Source organism: Streptomyces sp. NPDC027672 (genome assembly GCF_055566335.1).
This window is the reverse complement of sequence record NZ_JBVHSO010000007.1, coordinates 361359-384304: the sequence shown is the minus strand read 5'-3', so window position 1 is coordinate 384304 and position 22946 is coordinate 361359. Positions and strand designations below refer to the sequence as shown.

Sequence of the window (22946 nt, the reverse complement as noted above, 5' to 3'; positions counted from 1 at the left end):
GGAGCGAGGACGACCGGAGAGGGGGCGAAGGAGCTTCGTGGCGGCGGTGTCGGCTTCGCCCGGGGCTCACGGGCTCGTGGTGGGCGGCGGCCGGCGGAGTTCCCGGGAGGGGAGACCAGGGAAAGCGGGGCAGAACGCAAAAAACCGCCGACCGGCCGTCGGGCCGGGCCGCCGGTGGGTTTCAGGACACCAGGAAGTCGGCCACCCCCGCCTTGGCGCCCTCTATGAACGCGGTCATCTCGGCCATGGTGTAGATCAGCGCCGGCCCGTCGGGATCGGTCGACTGGCGTACGGCGATCCGGCCGTCGGCCAGCTTCATCGCTTCCAGGCAGTTCCCGCCGTTGCCGCCGCTCCAGGGCTTGTGCCAGCCCTCGCTGCCCAACTCCCGCGCGGGCATCCCGTTGTAGACGCGTCCGCGCGGCATGATGCGATCCATTCACAGCTCCTTGCGGAGATCCCGGAGGATCTCCTTCGTGCGTTGTGCCGTAGCGGCTTGCGCCGCCATGCGGTCCATGACCTCCAGGTGTGTCGCCACCTCGGTGCGCGCGTCCAGATAGACGGCGCCGGTCAGGTACTCGCTGTAGACCATGTCCGGCAGTTCTGACATGGCAAATCGGAACAGCACGAAGGGCCCGTACGTCCCCGGGTGCGGGCCGTTGGCGAACGGGGCGACCTGGAGCGTCACATGGGGCAGCTTCGTGGCCTCAAGCAACTTGTCGATCTGCGCGCGCATCACCTCCGGACCACCCGCCGGGCGGCGCAGCGCGGTCTCGTCCATCACCGCCCAGAAGCGGGGCGGGTCGGGACGGGTGAGCAGTTGCTGACGCTGCATGCGCAGGGCGACATGGCGCTCGATGTCGTCCGGGCTCGTCTGCCCGATGGCACCGGACTTCAGCACCGCGCGCGCGTAGTCCTCGGTCTGCAGCAGGCCGGGGACGAAGTGCGGGTCGTAGGAACGGATGAGGCCGGCCGCGCCCTCCAGGCTGACGTACATCGAGAACCAGCCCGGCAGGATGTCGTGGAACCGCTGCCACCAGCCGGGCCGGTTCGCCTCCTCGGCGAGCTGGACGAAGACCTCGGCCTCGTCGTCGGGGACGCCGTAGGCCTTCAGCAGGAGCTGCACGTACGGGATCTTGAGGGAGACCTCCGCCGTCTCCATGCGGCGGACGGTGGCGGGGGCGACACGGAGGACGCGGGCCGCCTCCTCGCGCTTGAGCCCGGCGCGTTCCCGCAGGTCCTGCAGGCGCCGGCCGAGGACCACCTGGCCCACCGTCGGCGCGGACCGCGGCTCGCTCACGCTGCCACCTCCACCGAAAGCCTCCACGGAACGTTCCTGACAGCCCTGCGGCGCCATTCGAAAGTGCGTTCGGGGGATCGGGTCGGATCTCCGACGACTTCAATTGGCGCCGCGCGAGGTGCTGTTGCGAGCAGTCTGCCACGGCCCCTCACCGAGTCATACAGCACTCTGCAATTTTCAGAGTGACTCTTGCCAAGTGTCCGTGGCAGGACGATAGTGGCATGCGTGATTCCGTCCGCGCCTTTAGGAACAGACGCCGCCGCAGACCGTCGCGGTCCCGGCGCCGGTGGGGATTTCCCCGCGCGAGCCGCCGCTCACCCGCTGGAGGGTGCGCCTCTCCACGCAGGCACGGCCGGGCGCAGATTCCGGTTCGAGCTGGCCGCGCATCCGGGTTCCGTGGCCCGGGCGAGACGGCTGACGCAGGCCCGGCTCTCCGGCTGGTCGGTCTGCGCGGACACCTGTGACAGCGCGGCCCTGGTCATATCCGAGCTGGTCACCAACGCGATCGTGCACACGGCGAGCAGCCGGGTGGTGTGCGAGCTGCACGATCACGACGACATGGTGCGCATAGCCGTACGCGACGAGGGCTGTGCTCCTGGCGAGCCCCACCCGTCCCCGCAGCGACCCGACGAGGAGCACGGGAGGGGGTTGCTTCTCGTCGACGCGCTGTGCCGGGCCTGGGGCGCCCAGGAGCACGGCCCTGGACTGATGGTCTGGGCCGAACTGCCTCACCGGACCGAGTTGCCCCGCCGGGCCGACACCGTCCACGACACGGCCAAGCCGCGCGGTGACCTCGGCTGGGGCGCCCGCTCCAAGCCGGGCCGCCCGGACGACTCCGGCGAGGACCAGCCGGCCGAGGCGAGCAGACGACAGCCCGAGCAGGGTCATCCCGGAGACCGCCGGTGACGGGCCCCGGCGCGTCCGGGGGCAGCGTTCCGGGGAGCGGCGGTGCGCGGCGTTCCGGGGGCGGCGGTGCAGGTCAGGAGATCACCCTCGGGCTGAACACGCTCGTCCGTCTGCAACGCAGGCGGCCGGCCCAGGACCCGGGCCCCCGGCTGTCCCTGCCGGACGGCATGACCACTCCGCTCGGCTGCGACGCGGTGGCCGTGCCGGACCGCCTCGGTCCGCTCGTCCTCCCCTGGCTGCCGCGGGTGGGATGCGTGTACGCCGACGGCTCGCACTGGTGGTGGATCGTCCCGTCGGACTCCGACTACGCCCTGCCCTGGCCGGCCCCGGCCCGCTACGCGGTGGGCGCCCCGGTCTCCGGCACCGCCCGGCTCATCCACCGCCCGGCGGACCCGGTCCCCTACACCCCGCCCATCCCGCTCTACCTGGCCCTGTGCCGGGTGACGGGTACGGCTCCGGACTGGTCGCGGGCCGTACCGGCGTAGCGGCGGCGCGGCACGACCCGGTGTGACACGGAGGCGGGGGCCTCGTCGGGTGCGGCCGGCGACAGGGCGCCGGCGGCGGCCCGGGCGCGGCTCACTCGGCCGTCCGGCCGCGGACGATCACCAGGAACGTGTCCGTCGCGAGGTCCATGACGACCTCGGCGGGCAGTCCTTCCTGACGCCGCGCGTGCGCGAACTCCTCCGCGGGCCAGGAGCCCCGCGGACCACCGGCGGAAAAGCGTTCGAGCACTGTTCGCCCGTTCACCATCTCGCACCTCCAGAAGTCGTACTCGTAGGAGTTAACGCCCTGGAGAGCGGGAACGGCCCGCTCGGTGACCGTACTGAGACAATGCCGACGCCGGTTCGGCGCGGACCGTGAGAGTCCGTTCACTTGGTGACACGAAGAGCACCTTCCGTGTCACCGGTCGTACGCGCGCTGTCATAAGTCGTACACGGGTGGCTCACGTCCTGCGGCGCGGTGTCCCGCGTCCCGCGCGTCGGGTCAGTAGTCGTACTCGTCGTGCAGCCGGAGCCGGTCGCTGCCGGCCGGGCGGGGGCCGAGGGCGGTCAGGTCGAGCAGGGCAGCCGTGGTGCCCAGGACGTCCAGCCCGTCGTCGTACAGCGAGTAGGTGTGGAAGACGCGGTCGTGGTCGCGCAGGAAACAGCTGAGGCCCGGGCGGTCGGCCAGGCCGCCGTCCGCCGCGACGGTGGCCTGGAAGTCGCGGTTGAAGTCGCTGTGCGACGAGGAGTACCAGGGCACCGCCCAGCCCATCCGCGCCTTGAACGGCAGGATGCGGGTGAACGGCGCCCGGGAGACGGCCGCGAAGGAGGTGTCGCGGGCGCGCAGATGGGCGAGGTGGCCGACCTGGTCCAGGAAGGCCGCGCAGCACGGGCAGCCGGTCCGCCACTCCGGCGCGAACATGAAGTGGTGGACGACGAGCTGGGTCCGGCCCTCGAAGAGGTCGAGCAGGGTGGCCTTGCCGTCACCGCCCTCGAAGACGTACCCCGGGTCGACCTCGACCATGGGCAGCCGCCGGCGCTCGGCGGCCAGGATCTCGCGCGCCCGCCTGACCGCCTCCTCCTTGCGCAGCAGCTCCTCGCGCGCCGCGCGCCACTGTTCGCGCGAGACGATCTCCGGAAACGACATGAGCCCTCCTGTCCGACGGTGCGTTTCGGGGGGTGACCGTCGGCGGGCGCGGAACTCATCGCCGGGCAGGGTGGGTTTTTCGGCCAGTCTCGGCGGGGCCCATCCCTGGGCGCTTTCGTCGTACGGCGGGCGGTGCGGTTACGCGGCGGAGGACGCCGGCACCCGTACGTCCCGCACGCCCGGTACGCCCCGCCGCTCCAGCTCCGCCAGCGCCTCCCGCAGCCGGCGGACGTGCCGGGAGGTGAGCCGTCCGGTGTCGTCGAGGTGCACGGCACAGGCCGTGGTGGTGTCCACGAGCCGTTCCAGCGCCTCGGCGACGGCGTCCGTGCCCTCGGTGTGCCGGGCCAGGGCGGGCAGCTCGGCGGCGGCGAGCGCGATGGCCGCGCGGGCCTCGGCGAGGGTCCGGTAGGCCTCGCGGCGCAGCGCCCACCGCTCGGCGCGGTCCCCGGGGCCGGCGACGAGCCCGTCCCCGGGTCCGCCGAGCACGTGCCGGAGGTAGTCGTGCGCGGCACCGCCGGCCGTCGTGAGCCGGTCCCGTACGCCGCCGCCCCGTGCCCCCGGCATCGGCAGGTGCCCCACGACCAGGACGAGCGCGCAGGCCAGCAGGGTCTCGCCGATCCGGCTGACCGATGCCTGCGGTTCGCCGCCGGCCATGACCAGGGCGAGGACGAGAACGGTGGCGACGGCGGTGAGCGCCGCGAAGTGCCGGGTGGCGACCGGGATGAGCGCGCCGCAGAGCGCCACCAGCGCGATCAGGCCCGCCGGGCGGGGCAGCAGCGCGGCGAGGCCGGCGAACACCAGGGCGCCGAGCACCGTACCGGCGGCCCGGCACAGCACCCGTGAGGCCAGCGGACCGAGATCGGGTTTGACGAGGAAGACGGCCGTGGCGGGCAGCCAGTACCAGTGCGCGTGCGGCCCGTACCAGCGGGTGTGGTGCAGGGCCTGGGCGATGGCGGCGCTGGCACCGAAGCAGAGGGCGACGCGCAGGCCGTACTCGCGCCCGCCGGCACCGAGCGCCGCCCGCAGCGCCTGCCGCGCGCCCCGTCGCCGGCCGAGCAGTCCGCGGTGCGCGCCCTCGCCGCCGTCGAAGGCCTCGGCGGCGCGCAGCAGGGCGTCGTCCAGGGCACGCAGGGCGGGCAGCGCCGGGGCTCCCACCAGCGATTCTTCACCGGAGCGTGGCCGGGTGGGCGGGAGGTGCGGGGCGGGCAGCGGGCCGGTGCGGGCGTTGCGGCGCACGGCCACGGCGAGCCGCCGGGCGCCTTCCGCGGCCCGCGCCGGCAGGGGCTCGCCGGTCCAGTACAGGGCGGTGGCGGCCTCGGCGAGGGGCAGGGCCGCGGCGAACCGCGCGTGCAGCCGGCGTTCGGCGGCGGACCCGGCGTACCGGCGCAGCCGGGGCCCGGCGAGGGCGTCCTGGGCGTGGTCGAGCGCGGCGGTCAGCGCCGCCCGCCGGGCCGTGGCCCGCTCCCCGCCCGCCGCCTCGACGAGCGCGGCGATGGCGTCGTACACGTCTGCGACCGCGTTGCGCTCCGCGTCGTACCGGACGTCACCGGCGAGCGAGCCGGGCGTGGGCAGCACCAGCCGCAGGACGAGCAGCCAGCCGGCGCCCGCGAGGAAGGCCAGGGCCCGCTGCCAGCCGGGCTCGGCCGCCGGCATCCCGGCGCCGACGGCCGCGGCGACGAGGAGCTGGGTGCCGGCGGCGGAGGCGACGGGCCCGATCGCGCTGACGGCACCGGCGGCCAGGCCCAGCGCGGCGAGCACCAGGGTCAGCGGTACGGCGGACAGTTCCTGTCCGGCACAGGTGCCGGCGAGCAGCCCCAGCGCCCCGGCCGGCGCGGGCACCCCGAGCCGTCGTACCGAGGCCCGGCGGCTGCCCGGCCGGTCGTTGATGCCGGCCAGCATCGCGCCGATGGCGGCGAGCACCCCGGCGGCCGTCCGGCCGAGGGCCATCCCGGCGAGCAGCGACGGCCCGGCGGCGAGCGCGCCCCGGCACACCGCGCTCCAGGGCACGGGGCCGCGCTGGGCACGGAAGGCGTGGGCGAGCCAGAGGGGTACGGCGGGCCGGGTCACGGGGCTCCTGTTCGGGACGAGGGCGGGGTGAGCCTTCGGACGACGGTGGCCGGTCGGTGTGCTCCTACGGTAGATCGCGTTCCCCCCGCAAACGGAACGCTCACGTTTCGCCCGTGTGAAAGCTGCCGGTCCGGCTGTTTTCTTTATGAACGCAATGCCCCGGCGCGGGTCCCGCCGGCTTCGGGCGCCGGTATTTCGGATGCGCCCGGGACCGTGAGGTCCGATCATCGGAAGACTGTTCGCCTGGCGGGACCGCTGTCCGCCGATCCTCGTAGGAGCCGCTTCCGTGATCCGGCGCGTGACCCGCCCCCGCTCCCGTCCCTCCGGCCGTCCGGTCCCGGTGCCGGACCCGGTCGTGCTGCGCCCCGCCGGGGCCGCCGACGCGCGCGCCGTCGCCGACGTCTATCTGCGGTCCTTCGGCGCCGCGCTGCCGACGGTCGTCCGGCCGCACGGCGACGACGCCGTACGCGGCTGGTTCCGGGACGTCGTGGTGCCCGCGCTGGACACCTGGGTGGCGGAGACGGCCGGGGCCGGGATCGTCGGCATGATGGTGCTGGACGGCGAGTCGCTGGACCAGTTGTACCTGGACCCCGGGTGGCGCGGGCGGGGCATCGGGGACCGGTTCGTCGCACTGGCCAAGGAACGCAGCCCGGGCGGGCTGTTCCTGTGGACCTTCCAGGTGAACGAGCCCGCCCACCGCTTCTACGAACGGCACGGCTTCACCGCCGTGGAGCGCACCGACGGCAGCCGCAACGAGGAACGCGAACCGGACGTCCGCTACGTCTGGCGCCCCTGAAGTACGTCTGGCGCCCCTGAAGCGGAAGCGGGGCGGGCGTCTGGCGCCCGTGGACGGAGACCGGGGGAGCCGGCGTGGGGCACCGCCCTGGCTCCGTCACCCCGGCCGGTACGGCAGTCCGGCCGGTCACGGCAGTCCGGCCGCCTCCGCCGCCGTGGTCAGGACCTCGCGCAGCATGCCGGTGGTGAGTTTGCCGGTGAAGGTGTTGCGCTGGCTGACGTGGAAGCAGCCGAAGAGGTCCAGGCCGTCCAGCGCGACCCGGGCACCGTGGGCGAAGGCCGGGCGGGGCCGGGGCACGGTCCAGCCCGCCTCGGCGAACGCGGGCAGCGCGGCCTGCCAGCCGAAGGCGCCGAGGACGACCGCGGCCTTCAGCGTCGGCCGCAGCAGCCCCAGCTCCTGCACCAGCCAGAGGCGGCAGGTGTCGCGCTCGCCGGGGGTCGGCTTGTTGGCGGGCGGAGCGCAGTGCACGGGTGCCGTGACCCGCACGCCGTACAGCTCCAGACCGTCGTCGGCGCTGACGGAGGTGGGCTGGGAGGCGAGCCCCACGTCGTACAGCGCCTGGTAGAGCACGTCTCCCGAGCGGTCCCCGGTGAACATGCGGCCGGTGCGGTTGCCGCCGTGCGCGGCCGGGGCCAGACCGATGATCGCCAAGCGGGCGTCGGCGGGTCCGAACCCGGGGACCGGCCGCCCCCAGTACGTCCAGTCGGCGAACGCGGCCCGTTTCGTACGGGCCACCTCCTCACGCCACTCGACCAGCCGGGGGCAGGCCCGGCAGCCGGAGACGCGCCGGTCGAGCCGGGCGAGGGCGCTGCTGTCGTCCATACCGTCACCGTATGCCCCGGCCCGCCCGGGTCACGCGGCCGGAGCTAGCGGGGTGCCCCGCCCGGCCCGGAGCCGCGAAAACGCTTCCGGCTCTGCGGCCCCAGGGCGTTAAGGTCGGGGCATGGCTTCCGAGGATGCGGACGAGAACGTGGACCGTGGGACCGCCGACATGACCGGCCTGCCGGACGGCACGGGCCCCTCCCCCACCGAGGGCCCGTCCCCGACCGAGGGCCTGCCTCCCACCGAAGGGCTGGCCTCCACCGAGGGCCCGGCCCCCGCGGAGGGAGCCGCCCCCGCCCGGCAGCCGCTCGACCCCAAGGTCGCCGCCGCGGTGGCCGCCGCCGAGGCCGCCGGGCCCGGCAAGGGCGAGACCGTCCGTATCGACAGCTGGATCTGGGCCGTCCGGCTGATCAAGACGCGCTCCCTCGGCTCCACCGCCTGCCGGGGCGGGCACGTGCACGTGAACGGCGAGCGGGTGAAGGCCGCCTACTCCGTGCGCGTCGGCGACGAGGTACGGCTGCGGCACGAGGGCCGCGAGCGGATCGTGATCGTCAAGCGCCTGATCCGCAAGCGGGTCGGGGCGCCCGTGGCCGCGCAGTGCTACATCGACAACTCCCCTCCGCCCCCGCCCCGCGAGGCCGTCGCCCCCGCCGGCCTCCGCGACCGGGGCACCGGCCGCCCGACCAAGCGGGACCGCCGCGAGCTGGAACGCCTCCGCAGCCTCAGCGCCGGCGCCCCCGGCGGCTTCGCCGGTCTCGCCGCGGCCGGCGGCGTCAGCGGCGCGGGTGGCCCCGGGCCCTCCGGCGGCCCTGGCGGACCGGGCGGCGGCCGTGGCGGATCGGACGGCCGTGGCGGCGCTGGTGACCGCGGCCGTGGCCGTGACAGTGGCCGCGCCGCTGCCGGTGACCGAGGCCGTGGCGGCGGTCGTGGCAGCGCCGATGACCGTGGCGGAACCGGTGACCGCGGCGGCTCCGGCGGGCGACGGCGCGGGCGGTGAGCGAGAACCACCGAACAAGCCCGCGCCCGCCCACGGCCAGCCAGACCGGGCACCCAACGACCCCCCTGAGACCAGGCAAGCCAGCAGGCCGGCGACCCCCTACCCCTCTACCGCCAGGCAAGTGCACAGCGACGGCCACATGACGCCCCCGGTGGGGGTGTCACCGCCGGTTCAGCAGCCGCAGCAGGTCCCTGGTGTGGGCGCGGCGGGTCCAGGCGATCAGAGCGAGGGGCGCTATCAGGATCAGCGGGGTCGCCGCGTTCTGGCCGTCGAACACGGTGAGCTGGACGATGAACGCTCCCACCATGAGCGCGCCGAGGGCGACCGCCGCCAGGGACTGGAGCACCGGCACCAACAGTGCGACCGCCCCGGCGAGTTCCAGCGCGCCGATGAGGTACATCGCCCCGCTGCCCCAGCCGATCCTGTCGAAGGACTCGACGGCGGTCGGGTGCGCTATCAGTTTGGGCAGGGCGCTGGCGACGCCGAAGAACAGGGCGAGCAGCACCTGCACGGCCCGCAGCGTGACCAGGGCCGCGCGCGTCCCGGCCGGGCGCGAGCCGGCGGAGGCCGCGGGTGTCGTGGAGCCGGCGGCAGCGGTGGTCTCGGACATGGAGGTCTCCTGGTGGACGTGCCGGTTGCTTTCGCCTGGGTAGACCGGCCGCGTACCGGGAACTCATCGGCCCTCGCGGCGGAATCGCTCGTGCGGGAGGTCCGGCGGCCCGGCGCGCGTCACGCGACGGGTACGGCCCTGACCCATATACCGTCCGGTGTCAGATAGGCGTCCGTCTTCAGTCCCGCCTCCGTCAGCGCCGACTCGAACCGCTCCTTCGTCAGCGGCCGGGACAGGAACGTCTGGGTCCACACCGCGTCCGGGAACAGATACTCCGCGTGGACCGAGTTCACCCCGTCCCCGGCCGGCTCCACGGACACGATCCGGACGGTGAAGCCACTCGGGTCGACCCGCTCCCTGGGCACGTCGGTGTGGTAGGTCGCGCCCTCCCGCTGGATCAGCACGCAGCCGCCCGGCGCCACATGCCGGGCGCAGGTGCGCAGCAGGCCCCTGCGCACCTCCTCGTCACCGGCGTGCACCAGGAAGGACGCGAGCATCACCACGTCGAACCGCTCGCCCAGGTCGAGGCGCTCGATCGGACTGCGTATCGTGCGTGCCCCGCGGATCCGGGCCAGCATGTCGGCGGACTCGTCCACCGCCGTCACCGTGAAGCCGCGCTCCAGGAGCGGGTGGGTCACCCGGCCCACTCCGCTGCCCAGCTCCAGGATGTGCGCCCCGGCCGGCACCGCCGCGGCGACGATGTCCGGCTCGTCGCCCACCGGCAGCCGTGCGTACAGCTCGACCGCGCAGCCGTCCGGGGTGATGGGTCCGGGCCCCGTGCCCTCGTATCCCTCACGCGTCTCGATCCTCATGCCCGGACAACGGCCCGCGTCCGCACGCCCGTTCCCCTCCCGCCGCGATTCACCCGTTCGAGTCACTCGGCGGCCCGGGCCGGGCCAGATTAAGCGGGTGTCGCCGGATTGATCCGATTCGTCGCCGAAGAGTACGTTGTGGACAGGAGCGATGAGCCGATGCGTACGGGCAGTGAACCGGCGACCGCGCGCAGTTCCCTGCGGGCGCGGTTCTGGCTGAGCGTGTGGGGGCTGGTCTGGGCGGTCCTCGGCACGGTGGCCTTCGCGCTGGCCGGGCGTCCGGGCTGGGCGGCGGCGTGCGGGGTGCTGTGGCTGGTGGTCACCGTGGACCTGGTGTTCATCGTCCGGCACATCCGGCAGGGCCCGCACTACCAGCCGGGCCGGGACATCCCGCCGTACCCGCCCCCGCGGAGCGGACCACCGTACCGGCCCCCGCGAAACGGACCGCCCTACCCGCCTCCTCGGAGCGAACCGCCTTACCCGCCCCCACGAGACGGGCCACCGTATCCACCGCCGCCGAACGGGCCGTCCGGAACCAGGCCGCCCGGTTCCCCGCCGAGGTCCCGCCGGCCGGGCGGACCGCCTCCCTGGCCGCCACCGCACCGCCATCCGTAGCGGGGCGTCTCCCGCCACCCGCGTCGCTCACGCACGTCGCGCCGTCGGTGCGCGCCCCGCCGTCAGTCGTCGAAGCGTGCGGCCTTCAGGTACTGCGGGTTGGGGTCGAGCGCGGCGGCCAGCCGGAAGTGGCGCTTGGCCTGGTCGGGACGGCCCTGGCGCTCGTAGGTGCGGGCCAGGGCGAAGTGCGCGAACGCGTTGTCCGGTTCGCGCTCCAGCACGATGGTGAACTCCAGCTCGGCCGGTCGCAGTTGCGCCGCGGCGAAGAAGGCACGCGCGCGCAGCAGCCGGGCGGCGGTGTTCTCGGGGTGCGCGGCGATGACGGAGTCGAGCAGCTTCACCGCGCCCCGGGGATCCCGTGCGTTGAGCAGTTGCTCGGCGGCACGGAAGTCGATGACATGCGTCTCCGGAGTACGTCCGGCGGTTCCGCTGGTGTCGGGCACGGCTGAGTCCTTCCCTTGCTCCAGGACTTCAACGCCTCCGGCCGGCGGGCTATTCCGCGCCGGTGGTGCCCTGGCGGGCCCGGCGGGCGAGGTCGTCCCACACCTCGGCGACGCGCTTTCGCAGCGCGTCCAGGGGCACGTCGTTGTCGATGACCACGTCCGCGATCTGCCGGCGCTGCTCGCGCGTCGCCTGGGTGGCCATCCGCGCGCGGGCGTCCTCCTCGGTCATCCCGCGCAGCCGTACCAGCCGGTCCAGTTGGGTCTCGGGGCTCGCGTCCACGACGATCACGATGTCGTAGAGCGGTGCGAGGCCGTTCTCCGTGAGCAGGGGGACGTCGTTGACCACGACGGCGTCCTCGGCCGCGGCGCTCTGCAGTTCCCGGGAGCGGTCGCGCACCAGGGGGTGCACGATCGAGTTGAGCACGGCCAGTTTCCCGGGGTCGGCGAAGACGAGGGAGCCGAGCCGGGGCCGGTCCAGGCTGCCGTCGGCGGCGAGGATGTCCGTGCCGAAGGCGTCGGCCACGGCCGCGAGGCCGGGTGTGCCGGGCGCGACGACCTCCCGCGCGATGCGGTCCGAGTCGATCAGTACGGCCCCGTGCTCCACGAGCAGCCGTGACACCTCGCTCTTGCCGGCGCCGATTCCGCCGGTCAGGCCCACTGTCAGCATGGGCGGCAGCCTAGACGCTCCGGCGCCGGGCCGGTACGGCAGGCGCCGGGCGGCTCCGGACCGGTACGGCTGCTGCCGGGCGCGTCAGCCCTCGCCCTCCCGTTCCGCGAGGAACCGCTCGAACTCCTGCCCGATCTCGTCGGCGGACGGGATCTCCACCGGCTCGGCCAGCATGTTGCCCCGGGTCTCGGCGCCGGCGGCGGCGTCGTACTGGTGCTCGAGGCCCTGGACGAGTGCGGTCAGCTCCTCGTCGCCCTCGCGGATCTGCCGGTCGATCTCGGTCTGCGTGCGGTGCGCGTCCGTGCGCAGCGCGTGGGCGACGCCGGGCAGCACCAGGCCGGTGGCGGCCGTGACGGCCTCCAGGACGGTCAGGGCGGCGTCCGGGTACGGCGAACGGGCGATGTAGTGCGGGACGTGCGCCGCGACGCCGAGGACGTCGTGTCCGGCCTCCATGAGGCGGTACTCGACGAGGGCCTCGGCGCTGCCGGGCACCTGGGCCTCCTCGAAGGGGCTGCGGTGGCCGGGAACGAGGTCGGTGCGGTTGCCGTGCGGGGTCAGGCCCACCGGGCGGGTGTGCGGGACGCCCATGGGGATGCCGTGGAAGTTCACGGACAGGCGCACGCCGAGCCGTTCCACGATCTGCCGCACCGCGGCCGCGAACCGCTCCCACTCGACGTCCGGCTCGGGGCCGGACAGCAGCAGGAACGGGGCGCCGGTGGTGTCCTGGACGAGGTGCACCTCGATGGCCGGCGTCTCGTAGTCCGTCCAGCGGTCCCGCTGGAAGGTCAGCAGGGGGCGGCGGGCCCGGTAGTCCACGAGCCGGTCGTGGTCGAATCGCGCCACGAGCTGGTGAGGCAGTGAGTCGAGCAGCCGGTCGACGATCTGGTCGCCGGTCTCGCCCGCGTCGATGTATCCGTCGAAGTGGTAGAGCATGACAAGGCCGGCCGATTCCTGGGCGAGCGCCATGTCCACCACGGCGAGGCCCTTCGGCTCCCATGCGTACAAACCCTGCGGATCAAGCACTGTGACCGCTCCTCCTCGTGTTCCACCTCGACAACGCGCCCCGGAACAGGGACATTCCCGCGACACGCCGCCGGTCCGCGATCTCCTGCGGGACACCTTGACGCCTCGTCACCTGGTCCGTACCTTCACGGCCATCCGCGTTCACGTCGGCGTTGCCCGTTCACGTACCGGTACGACAGGAGAGCACTCATGGGTCTGCGCACGCCCCTCACCTCCCTGCTCGCCACGAGCCTCGCCGCCGGCGGTCTGCTCCTGGCCGGCGGTCCGGCCTCCGCCGCCACCGTCGAGGTCACGACCGCCGCCCAGCTGAAGACCGCGCTCGGCGCCGCCCGGCCCGGTGACACCATCCACCTGGCGGACGGCACCTACTCGGGCAACTTCAAGGCGACCGTGCCGGCCACGGCGGCGGCCCGCATCACCCTGACCGGCTCACCCGGGGCGGTGCTCACCGCGGGCGGCGGCTACGGGCTGCATCTGAACGGCGCCTCGTACTGGACGGTCAGCGGCCTGACCGTGACCGGCGGCCAGAAGGGCATCATGATCGACGCGGCGCAGGGTGTCGTCGTGGACGGGGTCACGGTGCACGGCCTGGACATGGAGGGCGTGCACTTCCGCGACTCCAGCACGGACGGCGTGCTCAGGAACTCCAGGATCTACGACACCGGGAACGACGGCCGGGGCATGGGCGAGGGCGTGTACGTGGGCACCGCGAACACGCTGTCCGACCACAGCGACCGCATCCGGATCCTGGACAACACGATCGGCCCGGACGTGGGCGGCGAGAACGTCGACGTCAAGGAGGGCACGACCGGCGCGCAGATCATCGGCAACACCTTCGACGGCAGTGGTCTGACCGGCGCGAACTACGACGACTCCTGGGTGGACGTGAAGGGCAACGACGTCCTCGTCCAGGACAACACCGGCACCCGTACCGGCAACGACGGCTACCAGACCCACACCCAGCAGCCCGGCTGGGGCTGCGGCACGGTCTTCAAGGGCAACAGGTCGGACCTGACGGGCGCGACCGGCTCCACCCGGCTGGCGATCGACGTCACCAACGCCGGCGCGAACTGCCGGACGACGGTCTACGGCACGAACACGGTGACGGGCGGCAAGGGCCTGACCAACATCCCGGTGACGTCCTGAGGGGCGCGGGACCGCGCCTGCCGCGGGACGTCCGGACACGCCCGAGGGGCCGCACCCGGGAAGGTGCGGCCCCTCGGCCTGCTATCGGCTAAGCCTCAGCGGCTGCGTTCAGCTCTGGCCGCCGGCCAGCTTCTCGCGCAGCGCCGCCAGCGCCTCGTCCGAGGCCAGCGCACCGGAGGTGTCCGCACCCTCGGAGGAGTACGAACCGCCACCGCCGGAGGCGGCCGGAGCCGCAGCCTCGCCGCCCTCGGCCGCGGCAGCGGCGTCGGCCTCGCGGGACTTGATGACCTGCTGCTGGTGCTGCTCGAAGCGCTGCTGCGCCTCGGCGTACTGGCGCTCCCACTCCTCGCGCTGCTTCTCGTAGCCCTCGAGCCAGTCGTTGGTCTCGGGGTCGAAGCCCTCGGGGTAGATGTAGTTGCCCTGGTCGTCGTAGGACGCGGCCATGCCGTACAGGGTCGGGTCGAACTCGACCACCGACGGGTCGGCACCGAAGGCCTCGTTGGCCTGCTTCAGCGAGAGGCTGATGCGGCGACGCTCGAGGTCGATGTCGATGACCTTGACGAAGATCTCGTCGTTGACCTGGACGACCTGCTCCGGGATCTCCACGTGGCGCTCGGCCAGCTCGGAGATGTGGACCAGACCCTCGATGCCCTCGTCCACGCGGACGAACGCACCGAACGGAACCAGCTTCGTGACCTTGCCGGGCACGACCTGGCCGATCTGGTGGGTGCGGGCGAACTGCTGCCACGGGTCTTCCTGGGTCGCCTTCAGCGACAGGGAGACGCGCTCGCGGTCCATGTCGACGTCGAGGACCTCGACCGTGACCTCCTGGCCGACCTCGACGACCTCGGAGGGGTGGTCGATGTGCTTCCAGGACAGCTCGGAGACGTGGACCAGACCGTCGACGCCACCCAGGTCCACGAAGGCACCGAAGTTGACGATCGAGGAGACGACGCCGGAACGGACCTGACCCTTCTGGAGGGTCGTGAGGAACGTCTGGCGGACCTCGGACTGGGTCTGCTCCAGCCAGGCACGGCGGGACAGGACCACGTTGTTGCGGTTCTTGTCCAGCTCGATGATCTTGGCCTCGAGCTCCTTGCCCACGTAGGGCTGGAGGTCGCGGACGCGGCGCATCTCCACGAGGGAGGCCGGCAGGAAGCCACGGAGGCCGATGTCGAGGATGAGACCACCCTTGACGACCTCGATGACGGTACCGGTGACGATGCCGTCCTCTTCCTTGATCTTCTCGATCGTGCCCCAGGCACGCTCGTACTGGGCGCGCTTCTTCGAGAGGATCAGGCGGCCTTCCTTGTCCTCCTTCTGGAGAACAAGGGCCTCGATCTCGTCGCCGACCGCCACGACCTCGTTCGGGTCGACGTCGTGCTTGATCGAGAGCTCGCGGCTCGGGATGACACCTTCGGTCTTGTAACCGATGTCGAGCAGGACCTCGTCCCGGTCGACCTTCACGATGACGCCGTCGACGATGTCGCCGTCGTTGAAGTACTTGATCGTCTCGTCGATCGCCGCGAGGAAGGCTTCCTCGTTACCGATGTCGTTGACCGCTACCTGCGGGGTGGTGGCGGTGGTCTCGGTGCTGCTCGTCATGTGGGAAAGGGCTCCGGTACGGACATTGAAGTCGTAGGTACTGCTTACGCCGGGAGCCCGTTTCGCTCTGCAGAAGCCGGACAGCCAAGGAAGCGCCACTTGAGCACCGGATGCCCGGTGGCGCCTCGACAACCGAGGGGACATACAACAGATGCGAGCGCAGCCTGCTACGTCTGAGGAGCGCAGGCCCGCAGCGCAACTTGTAGCATACGGGGGCAGCCGGACAGGGTCAATGCGCGAAGGCGCCCACCTGGGGCGGATCGCCGTGTTTCCGGCGGAAGAAAGGGTCCGGCAGCCCGCGCGAGCCCGTGGGGATCCCCTCTGTGCGGGCCCCTCGGCGGGTTGGACGGAAGAGTACGACGAGGGAGCCGATCATCCAAGAGCCGGAAACGTACGATCCGCAGCCGTCCGGGGAGTCCGAGGCGGAGGCGACCCGGCGTGACGCGGACGTCACGGAGAGCACGCGGGCCAGCCGGAGCTGGTGGGACCGCAACGCCGACGAGTACCAGACCGAACACGGCGCGTTCCTCGGCGACGACCGCTTCGTCTGGGGTCCGGAGGGCCTGGACGAGGCGGAGGCCGGGCTGCTGGGCCAGCCCGGGGAGCTGAAGGGCAGGGAGGTCCTGGAGATCGGCGCGGGCGCGGCCCAGTGCGCGCGCTGGCTGGCCGCCCAGGGGGCGCGGCCGGTGGCCCTGGACCTCTCGCACCGCCAGCTCCAGCACGCCCTGCGGATCGGCGGGGCCTTCCCGCTGGTCTGCGCCGACGCCGGCGCGCTGCCCTTCGCGGACGGCGCCTTCGACCTGGCGTGCTCCGCGTACGGGGCGCTGCCGTTCGTGGCCGACCCGCGGCTGGTGCTGCGCGAGGTGCGCCGGGTGCTGCGGCCGGGCGGGCGGTTCGTGTTCTCGGTGACGCATCCGATCCGCTGGGCGTTCCCGGACGAGCCGGGTCCCGAGGGCCTGTCGGTGTCCGCGTCCTATTTCGACCGCACGCCCTACGTGGAGCAGGACGAGCAGGGCCGCGCGGTGTACGTCGAGCACCACCGGACGCTGGGCGACCGGGTGCGGGACGTCGTGGCGTCCGGTTTCCGCCTGGTGGACCTGGTGGAGCCGGAGTGGCCGGGATGGAACACCACGGAGTGGGGCGGCTGGTCACCGCTGCGCGGGAACCTGATCCCGGGCACGGCGATCTTCGTGTGCGAGCGGGACTGAGCCGGCCGGGCCCCTCGGCGGCGCTCCACGCGCGCGTGGACGCTCCTCCGAGGCGCACGCGCGCGTGGGGGACGTTTTCGCGTCGTACGACACTGGGGGCGTGATCCGTGACGACGCCCTGGACGCGCTGCCCGTGCGCTCCGCCCTGCCCGCCCTGACCGACGCGCTGGAGCACGAGGGGGCCGCCGTCCTCGTGGCGCCGCCCGGCACCGGCAAGACGACGCTCGTGCCGCTCGTGCTGGCGGGGCTGGTCGGGGGCGGTCCCGCGCGGCGGGTCGTGGTGGCCGAGCCGCGGCGGATCGCGGTGCGCGCGGCGGCCCGGCGGATGGCGTGGCTGCTGGGCGAGCGGCCGGGCGGGAGCGTCGGTTTCACGGTGCGCGGCGAGCGGGCCGTGGGCCGGCACACGCGCGTGGAGGTGGTGACGACCGGTGTCCTGCTCCAGCGGCTCCAGCGGGACCAGGAACTGGCCGGGGTGGACGTGGTCGTGCTGGACGAGTGCCACGAGCGGCACCTGGACGCCGACACGGCGGCCGCGTTCCTGTGGGACGTCCGGCAGACGCTGCGGCCGGAGCTGCGGCTGGTGGCCGCCTCGGCGACCACGGACGCCGAGGGGTGGGCGCGGCTGCTCGGCGGGGCGCCGGTGGTCGAGGCGGCGGGTGTGGCGCATCCGGTGGAGGTGGTGTGGGCGCCGCCGGTCCGTCCGGTACGGCCGCCGCACGGGATGCGGGTGGATCCGGCGCTGACGGCCCATGTGGCGTCGGTGGTGCGGCGGGCGCTGGCCGAGCGGGACGGGGACGTGCTGTGTTTCCTGCCCGGCGTGGGTGAGATCGCGCGGGTGGCGGGCCTGCTGGGGGAACCGGACGGCATCGAGGTGCTCCAGGTGCACGGGCGGGCGCCGGCCGCGGTGCAGGAGGCGGTGCTGACGGCCGGCCGGGGGCGCCGGGTGGTGCTGGCGACGTCCGTGGCGGAGTCGTCGCTGACGGTGCCCGGGGTGCGGGTGGTGGTGGACTCCGGGCTGGCGCGGGAGCCGCGGGTGGACCACGCGCGCGGGCTGAGCGGGCTGACCACCGTACGGGCGTCGCGGGCGGCCGGCCGGCAGCGGGCGGGACGGGCCGGGCGGGAGGCGCCGGGCACGGTGTACCGGTGCTGGGCCGAGGCCGAGGACGGCCGGCTGCCGGCTTTCCCGGCGCCGGAGATCAAGGTGGCCGACCTGACCGCGTTCGCCCTCCAGACGGCCTGCTGGGGCGATCCGGACGCCTCCGGGCTGGCGCTGCTGGATCCGCCGCCGGCCGGGGCGATGGCGGCGGCGCGCTCCGCGCTGACCGCGGTGGGCGCGGTGGACGACGCCGGACGTGCCACGCGGACCGGTGCGCGGCTGGCCCGGCTGGGGCTGCACCCGCGGCTGGGGCGGGCGCTGCTGGACACGGGCGGGGACGGGGCCCCGGTCGTCGCGCTGCTCTCCGAGGAGGTGCCGCGGGAGTACGGCGACGACCTCGCGGCGGCTCTGCGGCGGGCCCGGCGCGGCGGTGACGGCTACGCGGCGCGGTGGGCGGCGGAGGTGCGGCGGCTGCGGGCCGGGTCGGCCGACGCCGCCGGTCCGCCCGCCCGTGACCGCCGGACGGACGGGCCGGCCGGGCCGGGTGCCGAAGACGCCGGGCCGGCCGGTGACGACCGGCTCGTCGGGCGTGTCGCCGCGCTCGCGTTTCCCGAGCGGGTCGCCCGGCTGGACGGCGGGTCGTACCTCATGGCGTCCGGGACCCGGGCCGGGCTCGCCGAGGGGTCCGGGCTGCGCGGGGCGCCCTGGATCGTCGTCGCCGTAGCCGACCGGCCCGCCGGGACGGGGCACGCGCGCGTGCGGCTCGGGGCCGCCGTGTCCGAGGAGGTGGCGGTCGCCGCCGCCGGCGCGCTGCTGTCGGAGCGGGACGAAGTGCGCTGGGCCGACGGGGACGTCGTGGCCCGGCGTGTGGAGCGGCTGGGGGCGGTCGAGCTGGCCGTGCGGCCGCTGCCGGACGCGGACCCGGCCCTCGTACGCGCCGCTCTCCTGGACGGGCTCCGGCAGGAGGGACTCGGGCTGCTGCGCTGGTCGCGGGAGGCCGAGGTGCTGCGGCAGCGGCTGGCGTTCCTGCGGGAGCACCTCGGGGAGCCCTGGCCGGACGTGTCCGACGACGCGCTGCTCGCGCGCGTGGACGAGTGGCTGGAACCGGAGCTGGGCAGGGCGCGGCGGCGGGCCGATCTGGCCCGGACCGACGCCGGGCAGGCCCTCGGGCGGCTGCTGCCGTGGGCGGGCGGGGAGGCGGCCCGGCTGGCGGAGCTGGCGCCCGAGCGGATCACCGTGCCGAGCGGGTCCGCGGTCCGGATCGACTACCGGGATCCCGGGCGGCCGGTGCTCGCCGTCAAACTCCAGGAGATGTTCGGGCTGCGGGAGACGCCGGCCGTGGCGGGCGTGCCGCTGCTGGTGCATCTGCTCTCGCCCGCCGGGCGGCCGGCCGCCGTCACGGCGGATCTGGCCTCCTTCTGGCGGGACGGCTACCGGGCCGTGCGGGCGGAACTGCGCGGCCGGTACCCGAAGCATCCGTGGCCGGAGGACCCGGCGACGGCCGAGCCCACCCGGCACACCAACGCGCGGCTCAGGCGCTGACGCGGGCGGGTGCCGGGACGCGGGAGGGCGCCCTTCCCGGGTGAGCGGGAAGGGCGCCCTGGTGTCGCGCGCGGCCTCAGGAGGAGGCGGACGGGTCCGGTGCGGACGGGTCCGGGGCGGGCGTCCCCGCGGACGCGGTGGGCGTCTGCGGCAGCGGGAGGGGGAGCCCGGTGGAGTCGCCGGTGTCCGCCACCGTCAGCGGCACCGTGAGCGTCGCGCCGCCCGTGGTGGTGATGCGGAGCAGGAAGGTGCCGGTGGTGTCGTCGGCGTACAGCTTGGGCAGCGTGAGCAGGCCCTTGGCGTCCGTCTGGAGGCCGGTGAGGGTGCGCACGGGCTTGCCGGCGGCGTCCTTGAAGTAGGGGCCCTTGTCGTTCGGCCGGGCGTCCAGGGCGGACCTGACCAGGGTGGCGGTGGCCGCGACCCGGTCGGCGACGGCGCCCTTGTACGTCGCCTTCGCCTGCACCTGTTCGGCGAACTCGCCGCCCGGGACGCAGGTCAGCGGGGTGTCGGTGGTGCGGGTCAGGGTGTCGGCGGCGCGCGCGGTGACGGTCGCGGTGTAGTCGACGCCCTTGACCGTGCGGCCCACGACCGTCGCGGTGACCTTGAAGTCGCCCGTCTTCTCGCCGGCCTGGAGCGCCGGGGTGAGCGCGAGGCCCTGGGCGTTCGTGGCGACCGTGGCCACGGTCTCGCCGCCGGCGAAGGTGGCGTCCGTATCGCCGGTGATGGTGAACCGGACCCTGATCTTGGCGACGGACTTGCCGGCCTTGGTCTCGGCGCGGGTGCCGATCCGCTCGGTGAAGGCGTCGCCGGCCCTCGCGGCGAGCGGCTTCGTGCCCGCGTCCTCCAGGTGGTCCACCAGGTCGGTCTGGGTCGGCGGGCTGGTCGGCGGGACGGGCGGCTGCGGCGGCTTGGGTGTCTCCTTGCCGCCGTGGTCGCCGCCGTCCTTGCCGTCGGAAGGCTGGTGCGGCTTGTGCGGCGGGTGCGGCGTGGGGGCCGGTCCGGTCGTCGGCGGGTGCGTGGGCAGCGGGGAGGCGGTGGGGCCGCCGTTCTCGTCGCTGCGGTGCCCGGGCACGCCACCGGAGCCGTCGGGGACGGAGTGGGTGCCCTTGCGGTAGTACTCCATCCAGTTCAGGACCAGGTCGAGGTAGTCCTGCGAGTTGTTGTAGCTGAGGATCGCGCTGTGCAGGTCGGGCTCGTGGGCCAGGTCCCAGTCGTTGCGGCACAGGTAGTGGCCCGCGGCGAGCGCGGCGTCGTAGACGTTGTTGGGGTCCTTCTTGCCGTCCCCGTTGCCGTCGCGGCCGGCCCAGGCCCAGGTGGACGGGATGAACTGCATCGGTCCGACGGCCTGGTCGTAGGCGCTGTTGCCGTCGTAGGCGCCGCCGTCGGTGTCCGGGATGAGCGCGAAGCCGTTGCCGTCGAGCTGCGGGCCCAGGATGGGGCGCAGCGTCGTACCGCCGGCGTCGACCTGGCCGCCGCGGGCCTGGCCCGACTCGACGTTGCCGATGGCGGCGAGCAGTTGCCAGGGCAGGTTGCAGCCGGGCTTGGCGGTGCGCAGCTCGGCCGCGGCCTTCTGGTAGGCGTCCAGGACCGTCGCCGGGATGCCGGCCTCGCCGCCGCTCCGCGAGACGGACGTGCCGACGGCGGACGAGGGGCTGGGCTGGGGGCTGTGCAGCGGCGGAAGGTCCGTGTAGTAGGGCGAGTTGCCGGTGGCGTTGCCGTCGGAGTCCGCCACGGAGGCCGTCGACGCGCCCGCCGTCGCGGGTCTTTCGTCCTCGCCGGCCACTCCTGGAGCCTGGGAGGCGGAGAGAGCCGCGACCGCCGCCGCGGCCACCGCGGTGGTCGCCGCTCCCTTCCGCAGCCGACTGCCGAAATGCGCCGCCATAGAGTGAACCCCTCCCGTGGACGCCCTGCGCCCGTCTGCGTCTCCGACTGCCTCGCTCTGGTCTGACGGTTGACCCGGTGCTCTGGTTGCCCCTTGTTCCGTTTTTTCCGTCCGTGCGACGCGGGTACGACCGTAGCGCGCGCAAGGGGGCGCAGGTGACCCTACGACAACTTGCTGTGGAAACGCACCGGTTGGCACCCGGATTTCACCGGCCGGCCGCCGGTTGGCCGACTGCCGTCGGCACACGCGCCCGCAGATGTCCTCCCGCATACTGGGCGCACCTGGTCACCGGCGCCGGAGAAGGGGCCGCCGCACGTTCTGGAGGCCCTGTTGCCGTTCACACTCAGCCATGCGGCGGCCGTGCTGCCCGCGATCCGCCGGGACGGGAGCGGCCGGGGCCGGCTGGTGCCCGTGGCGCTCGTCACGGGCTCCTTCGCACCCGACTTGCCCTACTACACGGCCGGCTTCCTGCCGGGCGGCATGGAATTCGGCACGGTCACGCACGCGTTCACCGGGGTCGCCACCGTCGACGCGGTCCTCGCCTGTGCCCTGGCGGGGCTGTGGCTGCTGGTCCGGGACCCGTTGCTGGCGCTGCTGCCGGCGGCCCGGCGGGGACGGCCGGCCGCGCTGCTGCGCCGTGGTGCGCCCCGCGCGCGCGGGCGGGGCGCGGCGGCGGGCTGGTGGTACGGCTCCGCGGTGCTCGGCGCGCTCACCCATGTGGTGTGGGACGCGTTCACCCATCACGACCGGTGGGGTACGCGGCTGGTGCCGGCCCTGGGGCGTGACCGGCTCGCGGGTATGCCGCTGTTCACCTGGTCGCAGTACGGGTCGTCGCTGGCGGGGGCCGTGCTGATCGTGGCGTTCGTGGCGCGGGCGCTGCGGCGGGCGCCGGACGCGGTGCCGGCGGGGCTGCCGGTACTGTCGGTGCGGGACCGGTGGTGGGCGCTCGCGGTGATCGGGGGCTGCGCGCTGGCCGGGGCGGTGCAGCGGACGGCGCACCAGCGGCAGCGGGGAGGCGCGGGCGGGGGCCTGTGGGAGCTGGTGCCCACCCTGTGCTTCGGGGTGGGCGCCGGGATGGTCCTGGGGCTGCTGGTCTACGCCGTGGGGGTCAGGGTCTGGCGTCCGGCCCCTGGTCCCGTGGATCGCGGGGCTGACGGGGCTCATGGGGCTCGCGGGGACCACGGGCGTCGCGGGGACCGCCAGGATCGCGGGGACCGCCAGGATCGCGGGGACCGCCAGGATCGCGGGGACCGCCAGGATCGCGGGGACCGCCAGGATCGCGGGGATCGCGGGGATCGCGGGGATCGCGCGGCTCACGGGCCTCGCGGGGAGGCTGCGGAGGCTGCGGAGGCTGTCGGTGATGCGGGCCGGGAGCAGTCGGCCGCTCGGCGAGGGACACCACGAAGACCGTGAGTTTGGGGCGGGGGCGGGATCGGGGGATCAGGGTGAGGGCGAGGGCGAGATAGCCGCGGGCCAGGTCGTGCCACTGACGCCAGTCGGGCCGGCGGACGGGGCGGCGGGCGAGCCCGCGTCCGAGGCGTCTGGCGACGCTGCGGACGGTCGTGGGCAGGTCGGCCGGGATGCGGGCGGTGCTTGCGTCGGCCGCGAGGGCCGGAACCGGGGCGGCGGGCACGGTCTGCGCCGGGGCGGCGGCCGCCCAGGCCGCGGCGGCTGCCTCGGGCGTCCGGCGGTGAAGCATGCGTATACCCATGCCCGCAGTGTTGCGGCTGCGGGGGGTGGGGGGCGTTTTGGCGGGGGCCACGAGAGTGACGGGCTCGGCGGG

At 74.2% G+C, this 22946-nt stretch carries 20 protein-coding genes and 2 pseudogenes; 9 read left to right on the top strand and 13 right to left on the bottom strand.

What is annotated here, in order from left to right; all coding sequences use genetic code 11:
* Window positions 1–181: 181 nt before the first annotated feature.
* Window positions 182–436, bottom strand: a complete 255-nt coding sequence (locus ACZ4SV_RS19740) for a DUF397 domain-containing protein (RefSeq protein ID WP_365877046.1) — start codon at window positions 434–436, stop codon at window positions 182–184.
* Window positions 437–1297, bottom strand: a complete 861-nt coding sequence (locus tag ACZ4SV_RS19735; RefSeq protein WP_365877048.1) for a helix-turn-helix domain-containing protein — start codon at window positions 1295–1297, stop codon at window positions 437–439.
* 216 nt (window positions 1298–1513) lie between these two features.
* Between ACZ4SV_RS19735 and ACZ4SV_RS19730 the strand changes: the two genes are divergently transcribed.
* Both ACZ4SV_RS19730 and ACZ4SV_RS19725 read left to right on the top strand, forming a co-directional pair.
* Entirely contained in the window at window positions 1514–2203 is a 690-nt protein-coding gene (locus ACZ4SV_RS19730; protein ID WP_398216033.1) for an ATP-binding protein, read from the top strand.
* Window positions 2204–2283: 80 nt separating this feature from the next.
* Window positions 2284–2688 (top strand): hypothetical protein, encoded by a 405-nt coding sequence (locus tag ACZ4SV_RS19725; protein ID WP_468005856.1) that lies wholly within the window; start codon window positions 2284–2286, stop codon window positions 2686–2688.
* Between the two features lie 91 nt (window positions 2689–2779).
* On the opposite strand, the gene ACZ4SV_RS19720 is transcribed toward ACZ4SV_RS19725, so the two are convergent.
* The 3 genes from ACZ4SV_RS19720 to ACZ4SV_RS19710 form a co-directional block, all read right to left on the bottom strand.
* A complete protein-coding gene (locus ACZ4SV_RS19720; protein ID WP_397980579.1) occupies window positions 2780–2935 on the bottom strand; it encodes a hypothetical protein in 156 nt (51 codons plus the stop codon).
* A 252-nt stretch (window positions 2936–3187) separates the two neighbouring features.
* The gene (locus tag ACZ4SV_RS19715; protein WP_468005785.1) at window positions 3188–3832 is read right to left on the bottom strand and encodes a DUF899 domain-containing protein; all 645 of its coding nucleotides are present in this window, start codon (window positions 3830–3832) and stop codon (window positions 3188–3190) included.
* A 138-nt stretch (window positions 3833–3970) separates the two neighbouring features.
* Window positions 3971–5899, bottom strand: coding sequence for an FUSC family protein (locus ACZ4SV_RS19710; protein WP_468005783.1), 1929 nt, complete (start codon window positions 5897–5899; stop codon window positions 3971–3973).
* Between the two features lie 340 nt (window positions 5900–6239).
* Here ACZ4SV_RS19710 and ACZ4SV_RS19705 point away from each other — a divergent pair, with 340 nt between their 5' ends.
* The gene (locus ACZ4SV_RS19705; protein WP_468005854.1) at window positions 6240–6695 is read left to right on the top strand and encodes a GNAT family N-acetyltransferase; all 456 of its coding nucleotides are present in this window, start codon (window positions 6240–6242) and stop codon (window positions 6693–6695) included.
* A 126-nt stretch (window positions 6696–6821) separates the two neighbouring features.
* Here ACZ4SV_RS19705 and ACZ4SV_RS19700 read toward each other — a convergent pair whose 3' ends face one another.
* Complete coding sequence (locus ACZ4SV_RS19700) at window positions 6822–7517, bottom strand: uracil-DNA glycosylase (RefSeq protein WP_468005781.1); 696 nt, start codon at window positions 7515–7517, stop codon at window positions 6822–6824.
* A 121-nt stretch (window positions 7518–7638) separates the two neighbouring features.
* On the opposite strand from ACZ4SV_RS19700, the gene ACZ4SV_RS19695 reads away from it, so the two are divergent.
* Complete coding sequence (locus ACZ4SV_RS19695; protein WP_468005779.1) at window positions 7639–8514, top strand: RNA-binding S4 domain-containing protein; 876 nt, start codon at window positions 7639–7641, stop codon at window positions 8512–8514.
* Window positions 8515–8674: 160 nt separating this feature from the next.
* Here the strand turns inward: ACZ4SV_RS19695 and ACZ4SV_RS19690 are convergent, their stop codons facing one another.
* On the bottom strand, window positions 8675–9124 hold the full coding sequence (locus ACZ4SV_RS19690) for a DoxX family protein (protein ID WP_468005777.1): 450 nt from the start codon (window positions 9122–9124) through the stop codon (window positions 8675–8677).
* Between the two features lie 119 nt (window positions 9125–9243).
* Complete coding sequence (locus tag ACZ4SV_RS19685; RefSeq protein WP_468005775.1) at window positions 9244–9936, bottom strand: class I SAM-dependent methyltransferase; 693 nt, start codon at window positions 9934–9936, stop codon at window positions 9244–9246.
* A gap of 159 nt (window positions 9937–10095) precedes the next feature.
* Between ACZ4SV_RS19685 and ACZ4SV_RS19680 the strand changes: the two are divergent.
* Window positions 10096–10356 (top strand): annotated as a pseudogene (locus ACZ4SV_RS19680) (DUF6343 family protein); the annotation flags it as partial.
* A gap of 257 nt (window positions 10357–10613) precedes the next feature.
* On the opposite strand, the gene ACZ4SV_RS19675 reads toward ACZ4SV_RS19680, so the two are convergent.
* The 3 genes from ACZ4SV_RS19675 to ACZ4SV_RS19665 form a co-directional block, all read right to left on the bottom strand.
* The gene (locus ACZ4SV_RS19675) at window positions 10614–10994 is read right to left on the bottom strand and encodes a tetratricopeptide repeat protein (RefSeq protein ID WP_365877067.1); all 381 of its coding nucleotides are present in this window, start codon (window positions 10992–10994) and stop codon (window positions 10614–10616) included.
* A gap of 49 nt (window positions 10995–11043) precedes the next feature.
* Window positions 11044–11661: a dephospho-CoA kinase gene (gene coaE / locus ACZ4SV_RS19670; protein ID WP_468005772.1), complete on the bottom strand. Its 618-nt coding sequence runs from the start codon at window positions 11659–11661 to the stop codon at window positions 11044–11046.
* An 84-nt stretch (window positions 11662–11745) separates the two neighbouring features.
* Window positions 11746–12684, bottom strand: coding sequence for a PAC2 family protein (locus ACZ4SV_RS19665; protein WP_365877071.1), 939 nt, complete (start codon window positions 12682–12684; stop codon window positions 11746–11748).
* Between the two features lie 189 nt (window positions 12685–12873).
* Between ACZ4SV_RS19665 and ACZ4SV_RS19660 the strand changes: the two genes are divergently transcribed.
* The gene (locus tag ACZ4SV_RS19660) at window positions 12874–13830 is read left to right on the top strand and encodes a right-handed parallel beta-helix repeat-containing protein (RefSeq protein ID WP_468005770.1); all 957 of its coding nucleotides are present in this window, start codon (window positions 12874–12876) and stop codon (window positions 13828–13830) included.
* A gap of 108 nt (window positions 13831–13938) precedes the next feature.
* On the opposite strand, the gene rpsA is transcribed toward ACZ4SV_RS19660, so the two are convergent.
* Window positions 13939–15435 carry a 30S ribosomal protein S1 gene (rpsA, locus tag ACZ4SV_RS19655; protein WP_365877075.1) on the bottom strand — a complete coding sequence of 499 codons (1497 nt, stop codon included), beginning with the start codon at window positions 15433–15435 and terminating at the stop codon, window positions 13939–13941.
* A gap of 323 nt (window positions 15436–15758) precedes the next feature.
* Here rpsA and ACZ4SV_RS19650 point away from each other — a divergent pair, with 323 nt between their 5' ends.
* Both ACZ4SV_RS19650 and hrpB read left to right on the top strand, forming a co-directional pair.
* Window positions 15759–16643 carry a class I SAM-dependent methyltransferase gene (locus tag ACZ4SV_RS19650; protein ID WP_468005768.1) on the top strand — a complete coding sequence of 295 codons (885 nt, stop codon included), beginning with the start codon at window positions 15759–15761 and terminating at the stop codon, window positions 16641–16643.
* A 100-nt stretch (window positions 16644–16743) separates the two neighbouring features.
* Complete coding sequence (gene hrpB, locus ACZ4SV_RS19645; protein WP_468005766.1) at window positions 16744–19281, top strand: ATP-dependent helicase HrpB; 2538 nt, start codon at window positions 16744–16746, stop codon at window positions 19279–19281.
* 76 nt (window positions 19282–19357) lie between these two features.
* On the opposite strand, the gene ACZ4SV_RS19640 is transcribed toward hrpB, so the two are convergent.
* The gene (locus ACZ4SV_RS19640) at window positions 19358–21163 is read right to left on the bottom strand and encodes a lytic transglycosylase domain-containing protein (protein WP_468005764.1); all 1806 of its coding nucleotides are present in this window, start codon (window positions 21161–21163) and stop codon (window positions 19358–19360) included.
* Between the two features lie 330 nt (window positions 21164–21493).
* On the opposite strand from ACZ4SV_RS19640, the pseudogene ACZ4SV_RS19635 reads away from it, so the two are divergent.
* Window positions 21494–22339, top strand: a pseudogene (locus ACZ4SV_RS19635) (DUF4184 family protein); the annotation flags it as partial.
* Window positions 22340–22946 lie beyond the last annotated feature (607 nt).

Excerpts from the sequence above, each read along its gene's own strand:
- ACZ4SV_RS19740 (WP_365877046.1), bottom strand. The coding sequence starts at position 436 with ATGGATCGCATCATGCCGCGCGGACGCGTCTACAACGGGATGCCCGCG.
- ACZ4SV_RS19690 (WP_468005777.1), bottom strand. The coding sequence starts at position 9,124 with ATGTCCGAGACCACCGCTGCCGCCGGCTCCACGACACCCGCGGCCTCC.
- ACZ4SV_RS19695 (WP_468005779.1), top strand. The coding sequence starts at position 7,639 with ATGGCTTCCGAGGATGCGGACGAGAACGTGGACCGTGGGACCGCCGAC.
- rpsA (WP_365877075.1), bottom strand. The coding sequence starts at position 15,435 with ATGACGAGCAGCACCGAGACCACCGCCACCACCCCGCAGGTAGCGGTC.
- ACZ4SV_RS19700 (WP_468005781.1), bottom strand. The coding sequence starts at position 7,517 with ATGGACGACAGCAGCGCCCTCGCCCGGCTCGACCGGCGCGTCTCCGGC.
- ACZ4SV_RS19640 (WP_468005764.1), bottom strand. The coding sequence starts at position 21,163 with ATGGCGGCGCATTTCGGCAGTCGGCTGCGGAAGGGAGCGGCGACCACC.
- ACZ4SV_RS19660 (WP_468005770.1), top strand. The coding sequence starts at position 12,874 with ATGGGTCTGCGCACGCCCCTCACCTCCCTGCTCGCCACGAGCCTCGCC.
- ACZ4SV_RS19685 (WP_468005775.1), bottom strand. The coding sequence starts at position 9,936 with ATGAGGATCGAGACGCGTGAGGGATACGAGGGCACGGGGCCCGGACCC.
- ACZ4SV_RS19715 (WP_468005785.1), bottom strand. The coding sequence starts at position 3,832 with ATGTCGTTTCCGGAGATCGTCTCGCGCGAACAGTGGCGCGCGGCGCGC.
- coaE (WP_468005772.1), bottom strand. The coding sequence starts at position 11,661 with ATGCTGACAGTGGGCCTGACCGGCGGAATCGGCGCCGGCAAGAGCGAG.